The sequence below is a fragment of the Streptomyces sp. NPDC033177 genome (assembly GCF_055577715.1).
The window spans coordinates 78,637-95,126 of the sequence record NZ_JBVIPS010000010.1 but is presented as its reverse complement, the minus strand read 5'-3'; the positions used below and the strand labels follow the sequence as shown (position 1 = coordinate 95,126).

Annotated in this window: 17 protein-coding genes; 11 read left to right on the top strand and 6 right to left on the bottom strand. The window is 69.2% G+C overall.

The window, feature by feature from the left end; translation table 11 throughout:
- The first annotated feature begins 17 nt into the window (after positions 1-17).
- Both ACZ5U5_RS31125 and ACZ5U5_RS31120 read left to right on the top strand, forming a co-directional pair.
- The gene (locus tag ACZ5U5_RS31125) at positions 18-1,151 is read left to right on the top strand and encodes a CobW family GTP-binding protein (protein ID WP_469028946.1); all 1,134 of its coding nucleotides are present in this window, start codon (positions 18-20) and stop codon (positions 1,149-1,151) included.
- 276 nt (positions 1,152-1,427) lie between these two features.
- The gene (locus ACZ5U5_RS31120; RefSeq protein WP_363210578.1) at positions 1,428-1,667 is read left to right on the top strand and encodes a DUF397 domain-containing protein; all 240 of its coding nucleotides are present in this window, start codon (positions 1,428-1,430) and stop codon (positions 1,665-1,667) included.
- A 52-nt stretch (positions 1,668-1,719) separates the two neighbouring features.
- Here ACZ5U5_RS31120 and ACZ5U5_RS31115 read toward each other — a convergent pair whose 3' ends face one another.
- Entirely contained in the window at positions 1,720-2,205 is a 486-nt protein-coding gene (locus ACZ5U5_RS31115) for an ATP-binding protein (protein WP_160506374.1), read from the bottom strand.
- 329 nt (positions 2,206-2,534) lie between these two features.
- Here ACZ5U5_RS31115 and ACZ5U5_RS31110 point away from each other — a divergent pair, with 329 nt between their 5' ends.
- From ACZ5U5_RS31110 to ACZ5U5_RS31100, 3 genes are all read left to right on the top strand, one after another.
- Positions 2,535-3,398 carry a helix-turn-helix domain-containing protein gene (locus tag ACZ5U5_RS31110; RefSeq protein ID WP_469028254.1) on the top strand — a complete coding sequence of 288 codons (864 nt, stop codon included), beginning with the start codon at positions 2,535-2,537 and terminating at the stop codon, positions 3,396-3,398.
- Positions 3,399-3,470: 72 nt separating this feature from the next.
- Positions 3,471-4,928, top strand: coding sequence for an aldehyde dehydrogenase family protein (locus ACZ5U5_RS31105; RefSeq protein ID WP_469028252.1), 1,458 nt, complete (start codon positions 3,471-3,473; stop codon positions 4,926-4,928).
- Between the two features lie 135 nt (positions 4,929-5,063).
- Positions 5,064-5,609, top strand: coding sequence for a DinB family protein (locus ACZ5U5_RS31100; RefSeq protein ID WP_469028249.1), 546 nt, complete (start codon positions 5,064-5,066; stop codon positions 5,607-5,609).
- Positions 5,610-5,633: 24 nt separating this feature from the next.
- Here the strand turns inward: ACZ5U5_RS31100 and ACZ5U5_RS31095 are convergent, their stop codons facing one another.
- Positions 5,634-6,227: a bleomycin resistance protein gene (locus ACZ5U5_RS31095; RefSeq protein WP_469028247.1), complete on the bottom strand. Its 594-nt coding sequence runs from the start codon at positions 6,225-6,227 to the stop codon at positions 5,634-5,636.
- 42 nt (positions 6,228-6,269) lie between these two features.
- On the opposite strand from ACZ5U5_RS31095, the gene ACZ5U5_RS31090 reads away from it, so the two are divergent.
- The 3 genes from ACZ5U5_RS31090 (at position 6,270) to ACZ5U5_RS31080 (ending at position 8,844) form a co-directional block, all read left to right on the top strand.
- Entirely contained in the window at positions 6,270-6,911 is a 642-nt protein-coding gene (locus tag ACZ5U5_RS31090; RefSeq protein WP_469028244.1) for a PadR family transcriptional regulator, read from the top strand.
- A gap of 98 nt (positions 6,912-7,009) precedes the next feature.
- On the top strand, positions 7,010-8,011 hold the full coding sequence (locus tag ACZ5U5_RS31085; RefSeq protein ID WP_469028242.1) for an ATP-binding cassette domain-containing protein: 1,002 nt from the start codon (positions 7,010-7,012) through the stop codon (positions 8,009-8,011).
- Positions 8,012-8,094: 83 nt separating this feature from the next.
- Positions 8,095-8,844 carry an ABC transporter permease gene (locus ACZ5U5_RS31080; protein ID WP_469028944.1) on the top strand — a complete coding sequence of 250 codons (750 nt, stop codon included), beginning with the start codon at positions 8,095-8,097 and terminating at the stop codon, positions 8,842-8,844.
- 50 nt (positions 8,845-8,894) lie between these two features.
- Here the strand turns inward: ACZ5U5_RS31080 and ACZ5U5_RS31075 are convergent, their stop codons facing one another.
- Positions 8,895-10,322 carry a glutamate decarboxylase gene (locus tag ACZ5U5_RS31075; RefSeq protein ID WP_469028240.1) on the bottom strand — a complete coding sequence of 476 codons (1,428 nt, stop codon included), beginning with the start codon at positions 10,320-10,322 and terminating at the stop codon, positions 8,895-8,897.
- 131 nt (positions 10,323-10,453) lie between these two features.
- Here ACZ5U5_RS31075 and ACZ5U5_RS31070 point away from each other — a divergent pair, with 131 nt between their 5' ends.
- A complete protein-coding gene (locus ACZ5U5_RS31070; protein WP_469028237.1) occupies positions 10,454-11,212 on the top strand; it encodes a MerR family transcriptional regulator in 759 nt (252 codons plus the stop codon).
- 52 nt (positions 11,213-11,264) lie between these two features.
- Here ACZ5U5_RS31070 and ACZ5U5_RS31065 read toward each other — a convergent pair whose 3' ends face one another.
- Entirely contained in the window at positions 11,265-11,630 is a 366-nt protein-coding gene (locus tag ACZ5U5_RS31065; RefSeq protein ID WP_469028235.1) for a YbjQ family protein, read from the bottom strand.
- 139 nt (positions 11,631-11,769) lie between these two features.
- Between ACZ5U5_RS31065 and ACZ5U5_RS31060 the strand changes: the two genes are divergently transcribed.
- A complete protein-coding gene (locus tag ACZ5U5_RS31060) occupies positions 11,770-12,462 on the top strand; it encodes a DedA family protein (RefSeq protein WP_469028232.1) in 693 nt (230 codons plus the stop codon).
- A 23-nt stretch (positions 12,463-12,485) separates the two neighbouring features.
- Here ACZ5U5_RS31060 and ACZ5U5_RS31055 read toward each other — a convergent pair whose 3' ends face one another.
- Both ACZ5U5_RS31055 and ACZ5U5_RS31050 read right to left on the bottom strand, forming a co-directional pair.
- A complete protein-coding gene (locus ACZ5U5_RS31055) occupies positions 12,486-14,159 on the bottom strand; it encodes a threonine/serine exporter family protein (protein ID WP_469028230.1) in 1,674 nt (557 codons plus the stop codon).
- A 129-nt stretch (positions 14,160-14,288) separates the two neighbouring features.
- Positions 14,289-14,777 carry an inorganic diphosphatase gene (locus ACZ5U5_RS31050; RefSeq protein WP_135330561.1) on the bottom strand — a complete coding sequence of 163 codons (489 nt, stop codon included), beginning with the start codon at positions 14,775-14,777 and terminating at the stop codon, positions 14,289-14,291.
- Between the two features lie 85 nt (positions 14,778-14,862).
- Between ACZ5U5_RS31050 and dacB the strand changes: the two genes are divergently transcribed.
- Positions 14,863-16,443, top strand: a complete 1,581-nt coding sequence (gene dacB, locus ACZ5U5_RS31045; RefSeq protein WP_469028227.1) for a D-alanyl-D-alanine carboxypeptidase/D-alanyl-D-alanine endopeptidase — start codon at positions 14,863-14,865, stop codon at positions 16,441-16,443.
- The last annotated feature ends 47 nt before the right edge of the window (positions 16,444-16,490 follow it).

Sequence of the window (16,490 nt, the reverse complement as noted above, 5' to 3'; positions counted from 1 at the left end):
AGGACTCGGTCAGGGGTATGGACGTCGCCATCGTCGGAGGGCTTCACTCCGACGCCCGTAAGGCAGCCGTCGAGCGGCTCCTGGCCACCGTCCCCGGGAGCGTCGCGCTCCACCACGACCTGGCGACGGCCGTGCACGGCACCGTCGTACGCACCGTGCGCGATGTCGGCGGAGTGCTCTCCTCCGGCGAGGTGCCGCTAGTCAACGACTGTGCGTGCTGCGCCCTGCGCGAGGACCTGGTCCCCGAGCTCGAACGGCTCGCGGACTCCGGTCTCACGCGGCTGGCGATCGTCGAGCTGTGGGATTCCGTCGAGCCCAAGGCGATGGCCGAGGTGATCACGTCATACGCACACGAGGGGGTGCGGCTCAGTGGCGTGATCACTGCCGTCGACCCTGCGCTCCTCATGCCCTACCTCGGCAACGGCGACGACCTGATGGAGGCCGGGCTCGCCGCGGCTGCCACGGATCAGCGCACGGTCGCCGACACCTGGGCCCGCCAGCTGGAGTACGCCCCTGTGCTGGCCGTCGCGGACTCGCCCGAGGCCGACGACGAGGACCGCGCGCTCCTCGCCCAGCTCCACCCGACCGCCCGCCAGGTCCCGATCAGCGGTCATGGGGACCTGGCGGGTGCCGCGCTCGCCGGTTTCGACGTCGAGGCGGCGGCCGCGGCCCAGCATCCGTCCTGTGCGCTGCTGCCGACCGACGCCGACGAGGCGGGGGTCGCCACCCTCGTATGGCACCGGGATCGGCCCTTCCATCCGGAGCGGCTCTACCAGGCACTGGAGGATCTGACCTGCGCGGCGGCCCGCAGCCGCGGCCGGTTCTGGCTCGCCGACCATCCGGACACGCTGCTCGGCTGGGACGCGGCGGGTGGCGCGCTGTGTGTGGAGAGCGCGGGGCCGTGGCTGGCCTCGCTGCCCGACGCCGCGTGGGAGATGGTGCCGCCGGTGCGGCGGGCCGCTGCCGCGCTCGACTGGCATCCCGATCACGGCGACTGCTGCCAGCACCTGGTCTTCGTGTCGCCCGGCCTGGACCGCGAAGCGCTCGAAGAGGTCCTGGAATCCTGCCTCCTGACGGATGAGGAGTACACCGCCGGGCGCGCCGCCTGGAAACACCTGCCCCCCGCTTTCGACACTCTCCTGGAGGTCTGAATGGCGGATCGGCCCGCTGAACCGCACCGCCATCAGGCTGTTGCGTAAACGTTGGAACAGGAAGGGCACGCCGTGCGTCTCTACGTAGAACGGTGTTCGCATGGCCCGGGGCGACCTGGGCAGGTGCTGACGGAGCTGTAATCAAGAGAGCACCCCGCGTGCACGTGCATCTGCCCATGCATCAGCATGTGAACACAGCTATGATCCGGGACAGTTGACCACTGCATCTAGAGCGATCTAGAGCCACACCAGGCACTGCACCACCGGGGAGCGACTGTGCATCACGTGTATAACGGCATGGCCGCCACGGAGCTTCATGGGGTGGTCTGGCAGAAGAGCAGGCACAGCAACTCGCAGGGTGCCTGTGTGGAGTTCGCGAAGTTGCCGGGCGGTGATGTCGCCATGCGGAACTCGCGCTTTCCCGAGGGGCCGGCGCTCGTCTACACGCGCGCCGAGATAGAGGCCATGCTGCTCGGGATGAAGGACGGGGAGTTCGACCACCTGATAGGTGGTTAGCCCCGCTCCTGAACGGCGTTCACGCCACTGAATTCCTGCCGCAGCCGGAACGTCAGGCCAGCTGGAACAGCGCCCACACGACCTTGCCCCGCAGCGCGCCCGCGAGCGGGTGCCAGCCCCAGCTGTCGCTGAACGAGTCCACCAGGAACAGGCCGCGGCCCGACTCGGCCGAGAAGTCGTCGTCGGTCTCGCGCGCGACCGGACTGTCGTCGCTGGGGTCGCGCACCGCGCACACCAGACGTGAGGTCCAGCGCATCAGGTGCAGCCGCACCGGCGGACCGTGGTCGCGCGGGGTGTCCGAGGGCAGCGCGTGTCTGAGGGCGTTGGTGACGAGTTCGGAGACGACGAGGGCGATGTCGTCGAAGCGCTCTTCCAGTTCCCACTGACACAGCGTCTTACGGGTGAACTGCCGTGCGCTGCCGACCGCTTCGTAGCGGGCGGGCAGTGAGCAGGACGCGGCGCTGGAGACGGCTGAGGGGTCGAGTGGGGGAAGCCCCTGCCGTAACGGCTCGAGCATGGTCGATCCATTCGTCCCCATGCGAGGCACTCCCCGGTTTCGCGGTACATAGCGATGGAGCGGTGGTGCGGTCGGTACAGCGGCGCCTCGACGCATCGGTACAGCTCGGTGCGACGGTGAACAACTGGTGGCGCGCGGACCATGGTTCCGAATGCGTACAGCAGATGCAAGGGCAGATGCACGTGCACGCGCCGGACTTGGTCGATCCCGTGCTACTTCTTGCCCATTTCTTCCTACGACTTCTTGTGGAGGACTTCCGAAGGCTTTCCGTTTCTGTAACCGAACGAGTACGGCCTGATGCGTTTAATGGCAGACTGCTGGCTTCCAAGTGATGGGGAGGATTGAGCGAAGTGACCGCAGGGGAGTCGAGCGGCTCGGTCGTACGGCGCATGCTCCTTGGCTCGCAACTCAGGCGCCTGAGGGAATCGCGCGGCATCACCCGTGAAGCGGCCGGCTACTCGATCCGAGCCTCCGAATCGAAGATCAGCCGCATGGAGTTGGGACGGGTGAGCTTCAAGTCCAGGGACGTCGAGGACCTGTTGACGCTGTACGGCGTCACCGACGAGGCCGAGCGCGTCGCGCTGCTCTCGCTCGCGAAGGAGGCCAACCTCGCGGGCTGGTGGCACAGTTACTCGGATGTCCTGCCGGGCTGGTTCCAGACGTACGTCGGTCTCGAAGGCGCCGCATCGCTCATCCGCGTCTACGAAGTCCAGTTCGTCAACGGCCTGTTGCAGACCGAGGCGTACGCCCACGCGGTCGTCGCGCGCGGCATGAAGGGCGCGAGCAAGGCCGACATCGAGCGACGCGTCGCCCTGCGCCTCGAACGCCAGAAGCTCCTCATCTCCGAGCGCGCCCCCCGCTTCCACTGCGTACTCGACGAGGCGGCACTGCGACGCCCTTATGGGGACCGGGAAGTGATGCGGGGTCAGCTCCAGCATCTGATCGACATCTCCGAACGGCCGAATGTCACTCTCCAGGTCATGCCGTTCGGTTTCGGTGGGCACTCGGGCGAGAGCGGAGCGTTCACCATGCTGCGCTTCCCGGAATCGGACCTCTCGGACGTCGTGTACGTGGAACAGCTGACGGGAGCCCTGTACCTCGACAAGCCCGAGGAAGTCGGCCAGTACGAGCGGGTGGTGGCCGAGCTGCAGGGCGACAGTCCGAATCCGGCCGATAGTCGCGATCTTCTCCGCGGTCTGCTCCAACTGACGTGACCCGTCAGTAGGATGACGCGAAATCAGGTGTCTGCACCGTCTGTCTGCACCGTCTCTGCGGCAAGGGGTCTCATGTCCTTCTTCACTGACCTGGCTCACCAGTACATCGACGGTGAGTGGAAGGCCGGTTCCGGCTCCTGGGACATCATCGACTTCAATCCGTACGACGGGGAGAAGCTGGCGTCGATCACCGTGGCGACGGCCGACGAAGTGGACCAGGCCTACCGAGCGGCCGAGCGCGCGCAGAAGGAGTGGGGAGCGACCAGCCCCTACGCCCGGCGTGCGGTCATCGAGCGTGCCCTGCGCATCGTCGAGGACCGTGAGGAAGAGATATCCGAGGCGATAGTCGCCGAGCTGGGCGGCACCCGGCTCAAGGCCGCCTTCGAGCTCCACCTCACCAAGGAGTTCCTGCGCGAGGCGGTGAACTTCGCGCTCCTTCCCGAGGGCCGGCTCCTGCCGTCGCCCGGCGAGGGCAAGGAGAACCGCCTCTACCGCGAGCCGGTGGGCGTGATCGGAGCCATCAGCCCGTTCAACTTCCCGCTCCTGCTCTCTACCAAAACCGTCGCCCCTGCTCTTGCCCTCGGCAACGCGGTGGTGCTCAAGCCCCACCAGAACGCCCCGGTGACGGGCGGCAGCCTCCTTGCGAAGGTGTTCGAGGACGCGGGCCTGCCGGCCGGCGTACTCAACGTGGTCATCACCGACATCGCCGAGATCAACGACGCGTTCATCGAGCACCCGGTGCCGAGCGTCATCTCCTTCACCGGCTCGGACCGCGTGGGCCGCCATGTCGCCACGGTCTGCGCCTCGCACTTCAAGCGCTCCATCCTGGAACTCGGCGGCAACAGCGCGCTGGTCGTCCTGGACGACGCGGACATCGACTACGCCGTGGACGCGGCGGTCTTCAGCCGCTTCGTGCACCAGGGCCAGGTCTGCATGGCCGCCAACCGCATCCTCGTCGACCGGTCGCTGGAGGCGGAGTTCACCGAGAAGTTCGTCACGAAGGTCGCCTCCCTGAAGGTCGGCGACCCGGCGGACCCGGCGACCCACATCGGCCCGCTGATCAACTCCTCGCAGGCGGAAGCGGTGACGAAGCTCGTCGACCAGACCGTGGCCGCGGGCGCGAAGGCCCTGCTGCACGGCCGTACGAAGGGCAATCTGGTGGCGCCCACCGTCCTGACGGACCTGCCGGCCGACTCTCCCGCCCTGCGGCAGGAGATCTTCGGCCCGGTGGCGCTGCTCGTGCCCTTCGACGGCGAGGAAGAGGCCGTCCGCATCGCCAACGACTCCCCTTACGGGCTCAGCGGCGCCGTCCACACCGCCGACGTCGAGCGCGGCGTGCGGTTCGCGCGGCGGGTCAACAGCGGCATGTTCCACGTGAACGACGGCACCGTGCACGACGAGCCGATCGTGCCCTTCGGCGGCGAGAAGGCCTCGGGCGTAGGCCGCCTGAACGGCGACGCGACGGTGGAGGCGTTCACGACGCAGAAGTGGATCTCGGTGCAGCACGGCCGCTCGCAGTTCCCCTTCTGAGCCACCCGAGTACGGCACGAACTCCCGGGCCCTTGCGGACAGAACCTGACCGCAAGGGTCCGTAACGTGGGTGGTGTCGGAAAGCCCGGCAGGCTGCAACTGGCTCTCCCAGAGGCTCCAAGAGAGGCGGACCCCATGGTCACCCACGTCAACGCAGAGGCCCCCGGCGACGAGCGCGGCGCGCTGCTCGCCTTCCTGGACGCGGAGCGCGGCGGCATCCGGCGTGCCCTGCTCGGCCTGACCGACGAGCAGGCGGCCACGAAGCCGAGCGCCAGTGAACTCTCGCTCTCCGGGCTGCTCAAGCATGTCGCGGAGGTCGAGGAGAGCTGGATCTCGCGGGCCATGGGTGTCGCCCCCGCCATCGAGCGCACCGAGGCGAACTGGGACGAGTGCTTCCGCCTGACCGAGGGCGAGACGGTCGACTCCGCGCTCGCGTACTGGCGCCAAGTCGCCGAGCGCACCGAGGAGTTCATCCGCTCCCGGCCCACGCTCGACGAGACCTTCGCGCTTCCGGACGCGCCGTGGTTCCCGAAGGAGGACGTGTCGATGCGGTGGGTGCTGCTGCGCCTGATCACCGAGATGTCCCGGCACTCGGGTCACGCCGACATCATCCGCGAGACGCTCGACGGCAAGACCGCCTTCGAGCTGGTGGCCCTGGAGCGCGGCGAGAGCTGGGGCTAGGGACCGGCGGCCAGGCCTCGGCGGTCAGGGGCCTTCGAGCTGCGCGGCCATCTCCGCCCGCAGGGCGTGCAGCTCCCGCAGCTGGTCGGGGGTGGGGGTGCCGTCGGCGGCGAGGGCGTGGTCGATGACGCGGAGGGCGGCCGCGTGGTCCTGCTTGGACTCGCCGAGGAGGATGGCCTGGTGCAGGGCGCGCGCGTACCTCTCCTTCGGTACGGGTGCGTGCTCGAAGGACTCGGCGATGGGCTGCCCGATGCGTACGCAGTTGCCGGCCGGGTCCGACATCAGGAACTGCCGGACGCCGTAGCTCATGTCCCGCACGGTCCCGATCCGGGGCAGGCCGCGGGTCGGTATCCGTCCGAGGGTCTCCTTGAGCCCGGCGCGGAAGGCCTCGTGGAGGGCGTCGACGCGGTCGGTCACGACGTAGCAGGTGCTGTAGGAGGCCTGTGGGTCGTAACCCTTCAGGCGGAATAACTGCAGCTCCATGTCGTCGCGCCGGACCGCGGCGAACGCGTTGGGGGCCTTTTGGTAGAAGGTCACCTCGAAGCCGACGGCCTTGTAGAAGTCGAGGGTCTCGTCGAGCTCGTGGCAGGGCAGGAGAGGGATCATTGTCTCGGCCATGGCGCTACTCTAATCAAAATTGATTAGAAGGAGGTGGCTTTGATGTCGGCGATCCGACTCCTTGTCCTCGGCGCCGTCCGGCAGCACGGACGGGCCCACGGCTATCAGGTGCGCAACGACCTGGAGTACTGGGGCGCCCACGAGTGGTCAAACGCCAAGCCCGGCTCGATCTATCACGCGCTGAAGCAGATGGCCAAGCAAGGCCTGCTGCTCGCCCACGAGATCGCCCCGTCGACGGCAGGCGGCCCGCCGCGCACGGAGTACGAGATCACCGAGGCGGGCACCGAGGAGTTCCTGAACCTGCTCCGGTCGAACCTCGTCTCGTACGACCAGCGCCCCGACATGCTCTCCGCGGCCCTCGGCTTCATCGTCGACCTGCCCCGGGCTGAGGCGGTCGACCTGCTGAAGCAGCGGGTGGCGGGCATCGAGGAGTGGCGCAGGTCCGTGACCGAGTACTACACGCCCGAGGAGGGCCCGGAGCAGCTCGGGCACATCGGCGAGATCATGAACCTCTGGGTCCACACGGCCGACGGGGGCGTGGAGTGGACGCGCGGGCTGATCGAGCGGATCGAGGGCGGCGCGTACACGTTCGCGGGGGAGGGCGAGCCCTTCGTCGGCGTCCTCGCCGAGGGTGAGGAGAACCCGTTCGGGACCGGGGAGCCGCATGCTGGGGACGATCACTGATCAAGTTTGACTAATCCCGAATTCGGGGATACCTTCCTTCGCGTTGGACTCGTAGTCAAGTTTGACTACGGGGGTGCCACGGGTTCGGAGGGAGACGGATGACGGACGCGATCATCGTCGAGGGCGCACGGAAGCGGTACGGGGAGAAGTGGGCACTCGACGGCCTTGACCTGGCGGTCGGGCGCGGCACGGTGCACGGCGTGCTCGGCCCCAACGGCGCGGGAAAGACCACCGCGGTGCGGGTGCTCGCCACGCTGCTGCGGGCGGACGAGGGCCGGGTGGAGGTCGCCGGGTACGACGTGCGGCGACAGCCGGACGAGGTGCGCAGGCGCATCGGCCTGCTCGGTCAGCATGCCGCCCTGGACGAGGAGTTGAGCGGCCGGCAGAACCTGGACATGTTCGGGCGGCTCTACCACCTGGGCGCACGCCACGCGCGCGTGCGGGCCGACGAACTCCTTGAGCGGTTCGGGCTCGGGGACACCGGCCGCAAGGCGGTCAAGCAGTACAGCGGCGGCATGCGGCGCCGTCTGGACCTGGCGGCCTCGCTCATCACGGAGCCCGACGTGCTGTTCCTGGACGAGCCGACGACCGGGCTCGACCCCCGGGGACGCACGGAGGTCTGGGAGGCGGTGCGCTCGTTGGTCGACGGCGGCACGACGGTGCTGCTCACCACGCAGTACCTCGAAGAGGCCGACCAGCTCGCCCACCGCATCTCGGTGATCGACCGGGGCCGGGTCATTGCGGACGGCACGGCGGACGAGCTCAAGTCGAAGACGGGTGGTGACCGCATCGACGTGGTGGTGCGCGACGCGGCCCACCTGGAGCTCGCGGCACGGCTGCTGCCCGGCGACGCCACCGTGGACGCGGACCGCCGTCTCGCCAGCGCCCCGGTCGCCGACCGCATGGAGGCGCTCACCGGCGTCGTACAGGCCCTGCGCGAGGCCGGTGTCGAGGCCGAGGACATCGCGGTACGCAGGCCGACCCTGGACGAGGCGTTCCTGCGCCTGACGGGCCCCGTGGACGGCCGGGAACGCGGGACGACGGACGGCCAGGAACGCAGGACGCCGGACGGTCAGGCGCGAACGAAGGAGACCGTGTGAGCACTGTGAGCACGACGACGATCAGCCGTACGCCGGTGGCGGGCGCCTCGCCCGTCCGATGGGCCGCGATCGACTCCTGGACCATGACGCGGCGCGAACTCGCGCACTGGGCGCGCCAGCCGGTGCAGGTGCTCGTCGGCCTGGCCTTCCCGGTGATGTTCCTGCTGATGTTCAACTTCCTGATCGGCGGCGGCAAGGGCATCGCGGGCAGCTACGCCGAGTTCCTGGTGCCCGGCATGTTCGCGCTGACCATGACCTTCGGGCTCGACGCGACGATGGTCGCCGTCACGCAGGACCTCAACAAGGGGGTGATCGACCGCTTCCGGTCCATGCCGATGACCAACGGGGCGGTGCTGGTGGGCCGTTCGGTCGCGGACATGCTGCAGTCGCTCGTCTCGCTGATCGTCATGATCGGCGTGGGCCTCGCGATCGGCTGGCGCTGGCACGGCTCCTTCGGGGCGGCGCTCGGCGCGGTCGGGCTGCTGCTCCTGCTGCGGTTCGCGATGCTGTGGATCGGCATCCACCTGGCGATGGTCGCGGGCAAGCCCGAGCTGGTCATGGCCGTGCAGATCCTGGTCTGGCCGGTCGGCTTCCTCTCCAATGCCTTCACCGTCCCGCAGAACATGCCGGGCTGGCTCGGCGCCACGGTCGAGTGGAACCCGATGTCGGCGACGGCCACGGCGGTCCGCGATCTGTTCGGCAACGACCCCGGCGTCGTGGGCACTTCATGGGCCGCCGAGCACGCGGGGCTGCTCGCGGTGGTGTGGCCCCTGGTGCTTGTCGGGGTGTTCATGCCGCTCGCCGTACGCAGGTTCGGGGGCCTCAGCAAGTAGCGGTACGGACGCGGCGCGGGCCTGGGGTTCCAGGATCCATCGGAAGGGCCCTAGTGGTGGAAGCCCGTCGCCGCGTTCCTGTCCCGGGTGAAGGGGTGCGGCTGCTCGCGCAGTTCGGGCAGCAGGCTGCTCAGATCCTCCAGGAAGAGCTCCGCGAGGTCGGCCGTGAAACCGTTGCGGCAGACCACGCGCAGGACCGCCAGATCCTCGCGGTGGGCCGGGAAGGTGTACGCGGGCACCAGCCAGCCGCGCTCGCGAAGCCGCCGGGACACGTCGAAGACGTCGTACGCCGTCGCGTCGTCCCCCGTCGTGAAGGCGAACACCGGCAGCTGGTCCCCGCGTGTGATCAGCCGGAAGTCGCCGAGCGCCTCGATGCGTTCCGCGAGGCCGCGGGCGACGTCCCTGGCCGCCTGCTGGACCGCGCGGTAGCCCTCGCGGCCCAGGCGCAGGAACGTGTAGTACTGCGCGGCGACCTGCGCGCCCGGCCGGGAGAAGTTCAGCGCGAACGTCGGCATGTCACCGCCGAGGTAGTTCACCCGGAAGACCAGCTCCTCCGGAAGCGCGTCCGCGTCTCGCCACAGCGCCCAGCCGACACCCGGATAGACCAGGCCGTACTTGTGGCCCGACGTGTTGATCGAGGCCACCCTCGGCAGTCGGAAGTCCCACTCCAGGTCCTCGTCGAGGAACGGCGCCACCATCGCGCCCGACGCCCCGTCGACGTGTACGGGGATGTCGAGCCCTGTGCGCTCCTGGAGGTCGTCCAGGGCCGCGCAGAGCTCGGCCACCGGCTCGTACGACCCGTCGAAGGTGGAGCCGAGCACGGCCACCACGCCGATCGTGTTCTCGTCGCAGAGCTCGGCGGCGGCCTCCGGGTCGAGGTGGAAGCGGTCGCCCTCCATGGGCACCTGGCGCGCCTCGACCTCCCAGAAGTTGCAGAACTTGTCCCAGCAGACCTGGACGTTGACGCCCATGACCAGGTTCGGGCGCACGGTGGGGGACGGGTAACGGCCGCTGTTCCGCTCGTCCTTGGCCCAGCGGCGCTTGAGCGCCATCCCGGCCAGCATGCACGCCTCGCTCGACCCGGTCGTCGAGCAGCCGACGGCACCCGCGGGGTCCGGCGCGTGCCACAGGTCGGCGAGCATGGCCACGCAGCGCCGTTCCAGCTCGGCGGTGTGCGGGTACTCGTCCTTGTCGATCATGTTCTTGTCCCGGCACTCCGTCATGAGGACGCCGGCCTGCGGCTCCATCCACGTCGTGACGAAGGTCGCGAGGTTGAGCCGTGAGTTGCCGTCCAGCATCAGCTCGTCGTGCACCAGCTGGTACGCCGTCGTGGGCGGCAGCGGCCCGTCGGGGAGGCGGTGCTTGGGCGGGGCCTCGGTCATGCCGCTGACCGGGTTCGCCTCTCCGTAGAAGGGGTTCACCGCGAGGGTGCGCCCCTTGGAGTCGTCGTTCGGGTCCTCGCTGCGGTGGAGCGGCATGGACGGTCTCCTTCATACGGGATTTCATGCCCCCGTTGGCGAGGATATGGGCGGCTGCCGGGGTCCGCACTTGCACCTCACGTGACGTGAGGACCCAGGCTGAGGTGCGTACCGAGAGAGAGGCGGAAGCCATGAGCTACTCCGTGGGGCGGGTCGCCGGTTTCGCCGGGGTGACGGTGCGCACGCTGCACCACTACGACGAGATCGGCCTGCTCGTGCCCAGCGAGCGCAGCCACGCGGGCCACCGGCGCTACAGCGACGGCGACCTGGACCGGCTGCAGCAGATCCTGTTCTACCGGGAGCTCGGCTTCCCCCTCGACGAGGTGGCGGCCCTCCTGGACGACCCGGAGACGGACCTACGGGTGCACCTGCGCCGTCAGCACGAACTGCTGACCGCGAGGATCACCAGGCTCCAGGAGATGGCCGCCGCCGTCGAGACCGCCATGGAGGCGAAGAAGATGGGCATCAACCTCACGCCCGAGGAGAAGTTCGAGGTCTTCGGGGAGAACGACCCGGAGCAGTACGCGGACGAGGTCGAACGCCGCTGGGGCGACACCGAGGCCTACAAGGAATCGCAGCGCAAGGCCGCCTCGTACACCAAGGAGGACTGGCAGCGGATCAACGACGAGTTCTCCGCGGTGCACGCGCGCATGGCGGACCGGCTCACCCAGGGGCTGCCGGCGGACTCGGTGGAAGCGATGGACGTCGCGGAGGAGCACCGCTGCTTCATCACGCGCTTCCACTACACCTGCCCGCACGAGCTGCACACCTGCCTCGGCGAGATGTACGTGGCGGACGAGCGGTTCACGGCCGTCTACGAGGCGATCCGGCCGGGGCTCGCGGTCTACATGCGGGACGCGATCGTGGCGAACGCGGCGCGGAACGGCTGAGCAGGGGGATCAGTAAGGGGCACCCGCCCACGGCGGGTGCCCCTTACTGTCATTACTCCTGGACGATCACGGCCGCCGTGCCGTACGCGCACACCTCGGTGCCCACGTCCGCGGCCTCGGCCACGTCGAAGCGCATCATCAGGACCGCGTTGGCGCCTCGCGCGCGTGCCTGCTCGATGAGGCGTTCCATGGCCTGGTTCCGGGTCTCCACCAGCGTCTTCGTGAGGCCCTTCAGCTCGCCGCCGATCATGGACTTGAGGCCCGCGCCGATCTGGCTGCCCAAGTGGCGGGAGCGCACGGTGAGGCCGAAGACCTCACCGATAACCTGTTGTACGCGGTAGCCCGGTACGTCGTTCGTCGTCACGACCAGTACGTCGGAGCGCGGATCGGTGCCACCGCCGAAGTCTTCGATACCCATGGCACACAGCTTTGCCCCGGAACGCGCACAGTGCACCCTGGGAAGAACGCTGGAACCTGGGCACGTCACCTCGCGTTGATAGCTTTGGGCGGCCATCCCCCCGCCGCATCGCCCCTCTCACCCACAGGAGCCCCGAACCGTGACGACGCTTGCGCTCGGACCAAGCTGGCTGGATCCGGATTACCTCCTGAACACGTTCGGGGTCTGGGGTCTGCTCGCGATCGTCTTCGCCGAGTCAGGGCTGCTCATCGGCTTCTTCCTGCCGGGTGACTCGCTGCTGTTCACGACGGGTCTGCTGATCACGACGAAGCAGCTCGACTTCCCGCTCTGGCTCTGCATCGTCCTCATCTGCATCGCCGCGATCCTCGGCGACCAGGCGGGCTACCTCTTCGGCAAGAAGGTCGGCCCCGCGCTCTTCAACCGCCCGGACTCCAAGCTGTTCAAGCAGGAGAACGTGGTCAAGGCGCACGAGTTCTTCGAGAAGTACGGCCCGAAGTCGCTGGTCCTGGCCCGCTTCGTGCCCATCGTGCGGACGTTCACGCCGATCATCGCCGGCGTCAGCGGCATGCGGTACCGCTCGTTCATCACGTTCAACATCATCGGCGGCATCCTCTGGGGTGCCGGTGTCACGATGCTCGGCGCCTGGCTCGGCAAGATCGACTTCGTGCACAAGAACATCGAGGCGATCCTCATCCTGATCGTCCTGATCTCGGTGGTGCCGATCCTCATCGAGTTCCTGCGGGCGCGCAGCAAGTCCAAGAAGGCCGCGGCGGCCGAGGGCGAGGCCCCCGGGGCGGCCCCGGCCTCACGCGGCCGGCACGCGAAGCGATAGGGCACTCGCCGGTGGACCCGGGGTCAGAAGCCTCGGGTCCGCTTGGCCGCCCGGCGGTTCGCCGCGGTGGTGGCGCCCGGGATCTTGAGGATCATCCGCGAGACCTCGCTCCCCAGGTTCACCCCGATCGCGATGGCCAGTGCCGTCGCCGCCGCCTTGGTGAGCGAGTTGATGCCCGTGTTCATGTCGTTCTGCGCGAGCGCCAGCAGACCGAAGTACGTGGCGCTGCCGGGCAGCAGCGGGCCGATGGCCGCGGTGACGTACGGCAGTGAAGAAGCGAAGCGGTAGCGCGAGAAGAGCTGGCCGAACAGACCCACGAGCCCGGCCGCGACGGCCGTCGCGGCGACCGGCGACAGCTCGAGGGACGTCTGCGCGAGGGCGCCGAACATGACCCAGGCGATACCGCCGTTCAGGGTCACGATGAGCACGGTGTGACGTTCCTGCTGGAGCAGTATCGCGAAGGCGAGGCTCAGCGCCATCGACGCCAGGATCTGGATCACCGGGCGCGAGTCGGTCGCCACGAACGCCGTCTCCGCCTTCAGGCTCGTCGCGTCCAGCATCACGCCGAGCGACAGCACGAGCAGCACGCCGCAGACGATGCCCACGACGAGATAGCAGACCTCGAGCAGGCGCGCGGCCGCCGTGATGTAGTAGCCGGTCAGGCCGTCCTGCACGCCTGCGACCAGGGCCCTTCCCGGGATCAGCGCGAAGAGGCCACCGGTGATGACCGCGGACGCGTTGACCTCCTGGGAGTGCAGGACGCTGAGCGTGACGCCCATCGCGGCGGGCGGCATCGCGGCCCCCACGAACTGGTAGAACTCCGGAAGCCCACGGCCCGCGCACAGCCAGGCGAGACGGTCGCCGAGCATCGCGCCGACCGCCGCGATCAGGAAGACCAGGGCGCCACCGCCGACGAGCACGGATGCCGAGCCCGCGAGCAGCCCGCTGGCCGCGGTGAGCGCCCAGCCGGGGTAGGGGTGGCGGTTACGGCGTATCGCCGCAAGGCGGCGGTAGGCCTCCTCCAGGGTGATCTCGATGTCCGTGTCGCTGATGTCGTCCACCAGCTGGAAGACGGCCGCGAGACGGGTGTAGTCGGTGCCCCGGCGGCGCACCGTCCTGGAGGCCGTGATCGGGTCCTCGACCAGGGACGGCTGGTGCGAGATCGAGAGCAGCGTGAACGTGACGGTCGGCTCGCAGCGGTCGAGGCCGTAGCTGCGGCAGACGGCGAACATCGCCGCTTCCACGTCCTCGGCGCCCTCGCCGCCCGCGAGGAGCAGCTCGCCGATACGCAGCGTCAGGTCGAGCACACGCGGCACCGCGGGCCCGGTCTCGTCCTCGTGCTTCTGCGTGGCCTCCGGAGTGGGCCGCTCGGCGACCGGCATGCGCAGCATCGTGCGCATCTGGTCCTGCCAGGGCGTCTCCTTGGTGAGCTTCACCAGGGGTATGCCGTGCGGGGGCGTGAAGGCGGGCGGCGCGTTGCGGGAGCTGTAGGTGTGCGGCGTGGTGAACGCCGACTTCTCCGTCTCCTGCGTGGTCGTGGCGGGACTCGCAAGGCCGTTCGGGATCGCGAACTCGGAGGTCGTCTGCGACTCGTCCTCGGGTAGCGGTGGCTGGTGCATCACGCCGGTGGGCTGAGTGAACGCACTCCGGGCCTCGTCCGACTGTGGCTTGCGGTCTTCGGCCTCCTGGTCAGCCACTTTCACTGCCTCGCTCCCACATACGTACCTTGTGCACCTCCAGTACGAACAGTATGCGCACAGATACGCGAACGGGCCGCGCGGTCCTCGTGAAGATCGCGCGGCCCGTCAGAGGCGATGCAGGGGCACTCAGTGACCCTGGGCCTCCGCACGCTTGTACGACTTCTCGATCTCGGCCTCGGCGTCCGCGCGGCCGACCCAGTCGGCGCCCTCGACGGACTTGCCGGGCTCCAGGTCCTTGTAGACCTCGAAGAAGTGCTGGATCTCCAGGCGGTCGAACTCGGAGACGTGGTGGATGTCGCGCAGGTGCTCCACGCGGGGGTCCGACGCCGGGACGCAGAGCAGCTTGTCGTCGCCGCCCGCCTCGTCGGTCATCCGGAACATGCCGATCGCGCGGCACTTGATGAGACAGCCCGGGAAGGTCGGCTCGTCCAGGATGACGAGGGCGTCCAGCGGGTCACCGTCCTCGCCGAGGGTGTTCTCGACGAAGCCGTAGTCCGCGGGGTAGCTGGTCGACGTGAAGAGGCGACGGTCCAAGCGGATCCGGCCGGTCTCGTGGTCCACCTCGTACTTGTTCCGCGAACCCTTCGGAATCTCGATGGTGACGTCGAACTCCACGGGTGGCTCCTCCATGATCAGCACATACTTCGGGTGGTTAAGTGTCCCTCACGCAGATGTGTGATCGCGAAAGGGGCTGGTCGTCGTGCCCGAGCTCAAGCCGTGGCAGCAGACCCGGCAGCAGATCGGGAAGCTGCTCGAGCAGCTTCCCAAGCCGTCGGCTCCCAAGATCTCCGCCGCTCTCAAGATTCCTGCGAAGCGCAAGACCTTGCAGCTCACAGCGGGTGCGGCCACCGTCGGACTCGCGATCGCGGCCGGTGCCGTGGCCGCGGCAGGACCCTGGGACTCCTCCGGTCAGCGTACGGCCGAGCGGGACTGGGCGGCTTCCCAGGAGGCCGGGGGTGGCACAGATCACGGCGGCCGTACGTCCGGACGGGCTCCCGCGGACGCCCCGAGCGCCCCGTCCGTGCTCAAGGGCCTCGGGTTGCCCGCGGGCTCCGCGCACGGCGGCTCCGCGCCCGCTCCGGACGGCAAGGCGGTGGCGGGGGTCCTCGATCCCCTCCTGAAGGCCAAGGCGCTGGGCCCCGAACGCTCGGCGGTCGTGATCGACGCGGGCACCGGGCGGCGGGTCTACGGCAAGGGCGGCAGCGAGGCCCTGACGCCCGCGTCCACCACCAAGATCGCCACGGCGGTCGCGGCGCTGACCGCGGCGGGGGCGGACCACCGCATCACGACGCAGACGGTCATCGAGCCGGACTCCAAGGAGGTCGTCCTGGTCGGCGGCGGCGACCCCACGCTCACCGCACGCAAGGACGGCCCCTACTCGGGAAGCGCCGCCAGCCTGCGGAAGCTGGCCGAGGACACCGCCCGCGCCCTGAAGGAGCGCGGAACCGAGAAGGTGACCCTGACGTACGACACCTCGCTCTACAGCGGGGAGCAGCAGCACCCCATCGGGCCGAACGAGAACCTCACCCTGGTCAGCTCCCTGATGGCCGACGAGGGCCGCCTCGACGACTCCTCCAGCGGCCCCGCCCCGCGCTCGGGCGACCCGGCCGGTGACGCGGCGAAGAAGTTCGCCGGCCTCCTGGAGAAGAAGGGCATCGAGACCGGCATCGGCGGGAAGGACAAGAAGGACCCCGGCCCGTCCAAGGCGGGCGACCGGGCCGAGTCCCTGGCCAAGGTCGAGTCCCCGCCCCTCTCGGCTCTCGTCGAGCGGATGCTGACGCACAGCGACAACGACATCGCCGAGGCGCTGGCCCGCCAGACGGCGCTCGCCTCGAAGGAGCCGGCGAGCTTCGACGGCGCGGGCAGGGCTATCGACACGCAGCTCAAGAAGGCGCAGCTGCCGCTGAAGGGCACGAAGTTCGCCGACGGCAGCGGCCTGGACCGCGCCGACCGCAGCTCGGCCGAGCTGCTCGCCGCGCTCCTGGACCGCGCCGCCGACCCCGCCCACCCCGAACTGCGCTCCGTGGTGACGGGCCTGCCGGTGGCGGGCTTCACGGGCACCCTGGTGGACCGCTACCCCAAGGACTCCCCGGGCACCGGCGTCGTCCGCGCCAAGACCGGCACCCTGACGGGCGTGAACACCCTGGCGGGCACGGTCGTCGACACGGAGGGCCGCCTCCTGGTCTTCGCCTTCATGACGACCGGCACGACGGACCCCAAGGCCGCCCAGGCGGCACTGGACGAGATGGCGTCAGCGGTGGCGAAGTGCGGTTGCCGCTGACTCTCGCCCCGCCTCGTTGACCCCTACGGGCGCGGAGTGGGGCAATC

Excerpts from the sequence above, each read along its gene's own strand:
- ACZ5U5_RS31085 (WP_469028242.1), top strand. The coding sequence starts at position 7,010 with ATGACGGACGCGATCATCGTCGAGGGCGCACGGAAGCGGTACGGGGAG.
- ACZ5U5_RS31095 (WP_469028247.1), bottom strand. The coding sequence starts at position 6,227 with ATGGCCGAGACAATGATCCCTCTCCTGCCCTGCCACGAGCTCGACGAG.
- ACZ5U5_RS31105 (WP_469028252.1), top strand. The coding sequence starts at position 3,471 with ATGTCCTTCTTCACTGACCTGGCTCACCAGTACATCGACGGTGAGTGG.
- ACZ5U5_RS31065 (WP_469028235.1), bottom strand. The coding sequence starts at position 11,630 with ATGGGTATCGAAGACTTCGGCGGTGGCACCGATCCGCGCTCCGACGTA.
- ACZ5U5_RS31115 (WP_160506374.1), bottom strand. The coding sequence starts at position 2,205 with ATGGGGACGAATGGATCGACCATGCTCGAGCCGTTACGGCAGGGGCTT.
- ACZ5U5_RS31100 (WP_469028249.1), top strand. The coding sequence starts at position 5,064 with ATGGTCACCCACGTCAACGCAGAGGCCCCCGGCGACGAGCGCGGCGCG.
- ACZ5U5_RS31125 (WP_469028946.1), top strand. The coding sequence starts at position 18 with ATGGACGTCGCCATCGTCGGAGGGCTTCACTCCGACGCCCGTAAGGCA.
- ACZ5U5_RS31090 (WP_469028244.1), top strand. The coding sequence starts at position 6,270 with ATGTCGGCGATCCGACTCCTTGTCCTCGGCGCCGTCCGGCAGCACGGA.
- ACZ5U5_RS31080 (WP_469028944.1), top strand. The coding sequence starts at position 8,095 with ATGACGCGGCGCGAACTCGCGCACTGGGCGCGCCAGCCGGTGCAGGTG.
- ACZ5U5_RS31070 (WP_469028237.1), top strand. The coding sequence starts at position 10,454 with ATGAGCTACTCCGTGGGGCGGGTCGCCGGTTTCGCCGGGGTGACGGTG.
- ACZ5U5_RS31075 (WP_469028240.1), bottom strand. The coding sequence starts at position 10,322 with ATGCCGCTCCACCGCAGCGAGGACCCGAACGACGACTCCAAGGGGCGC.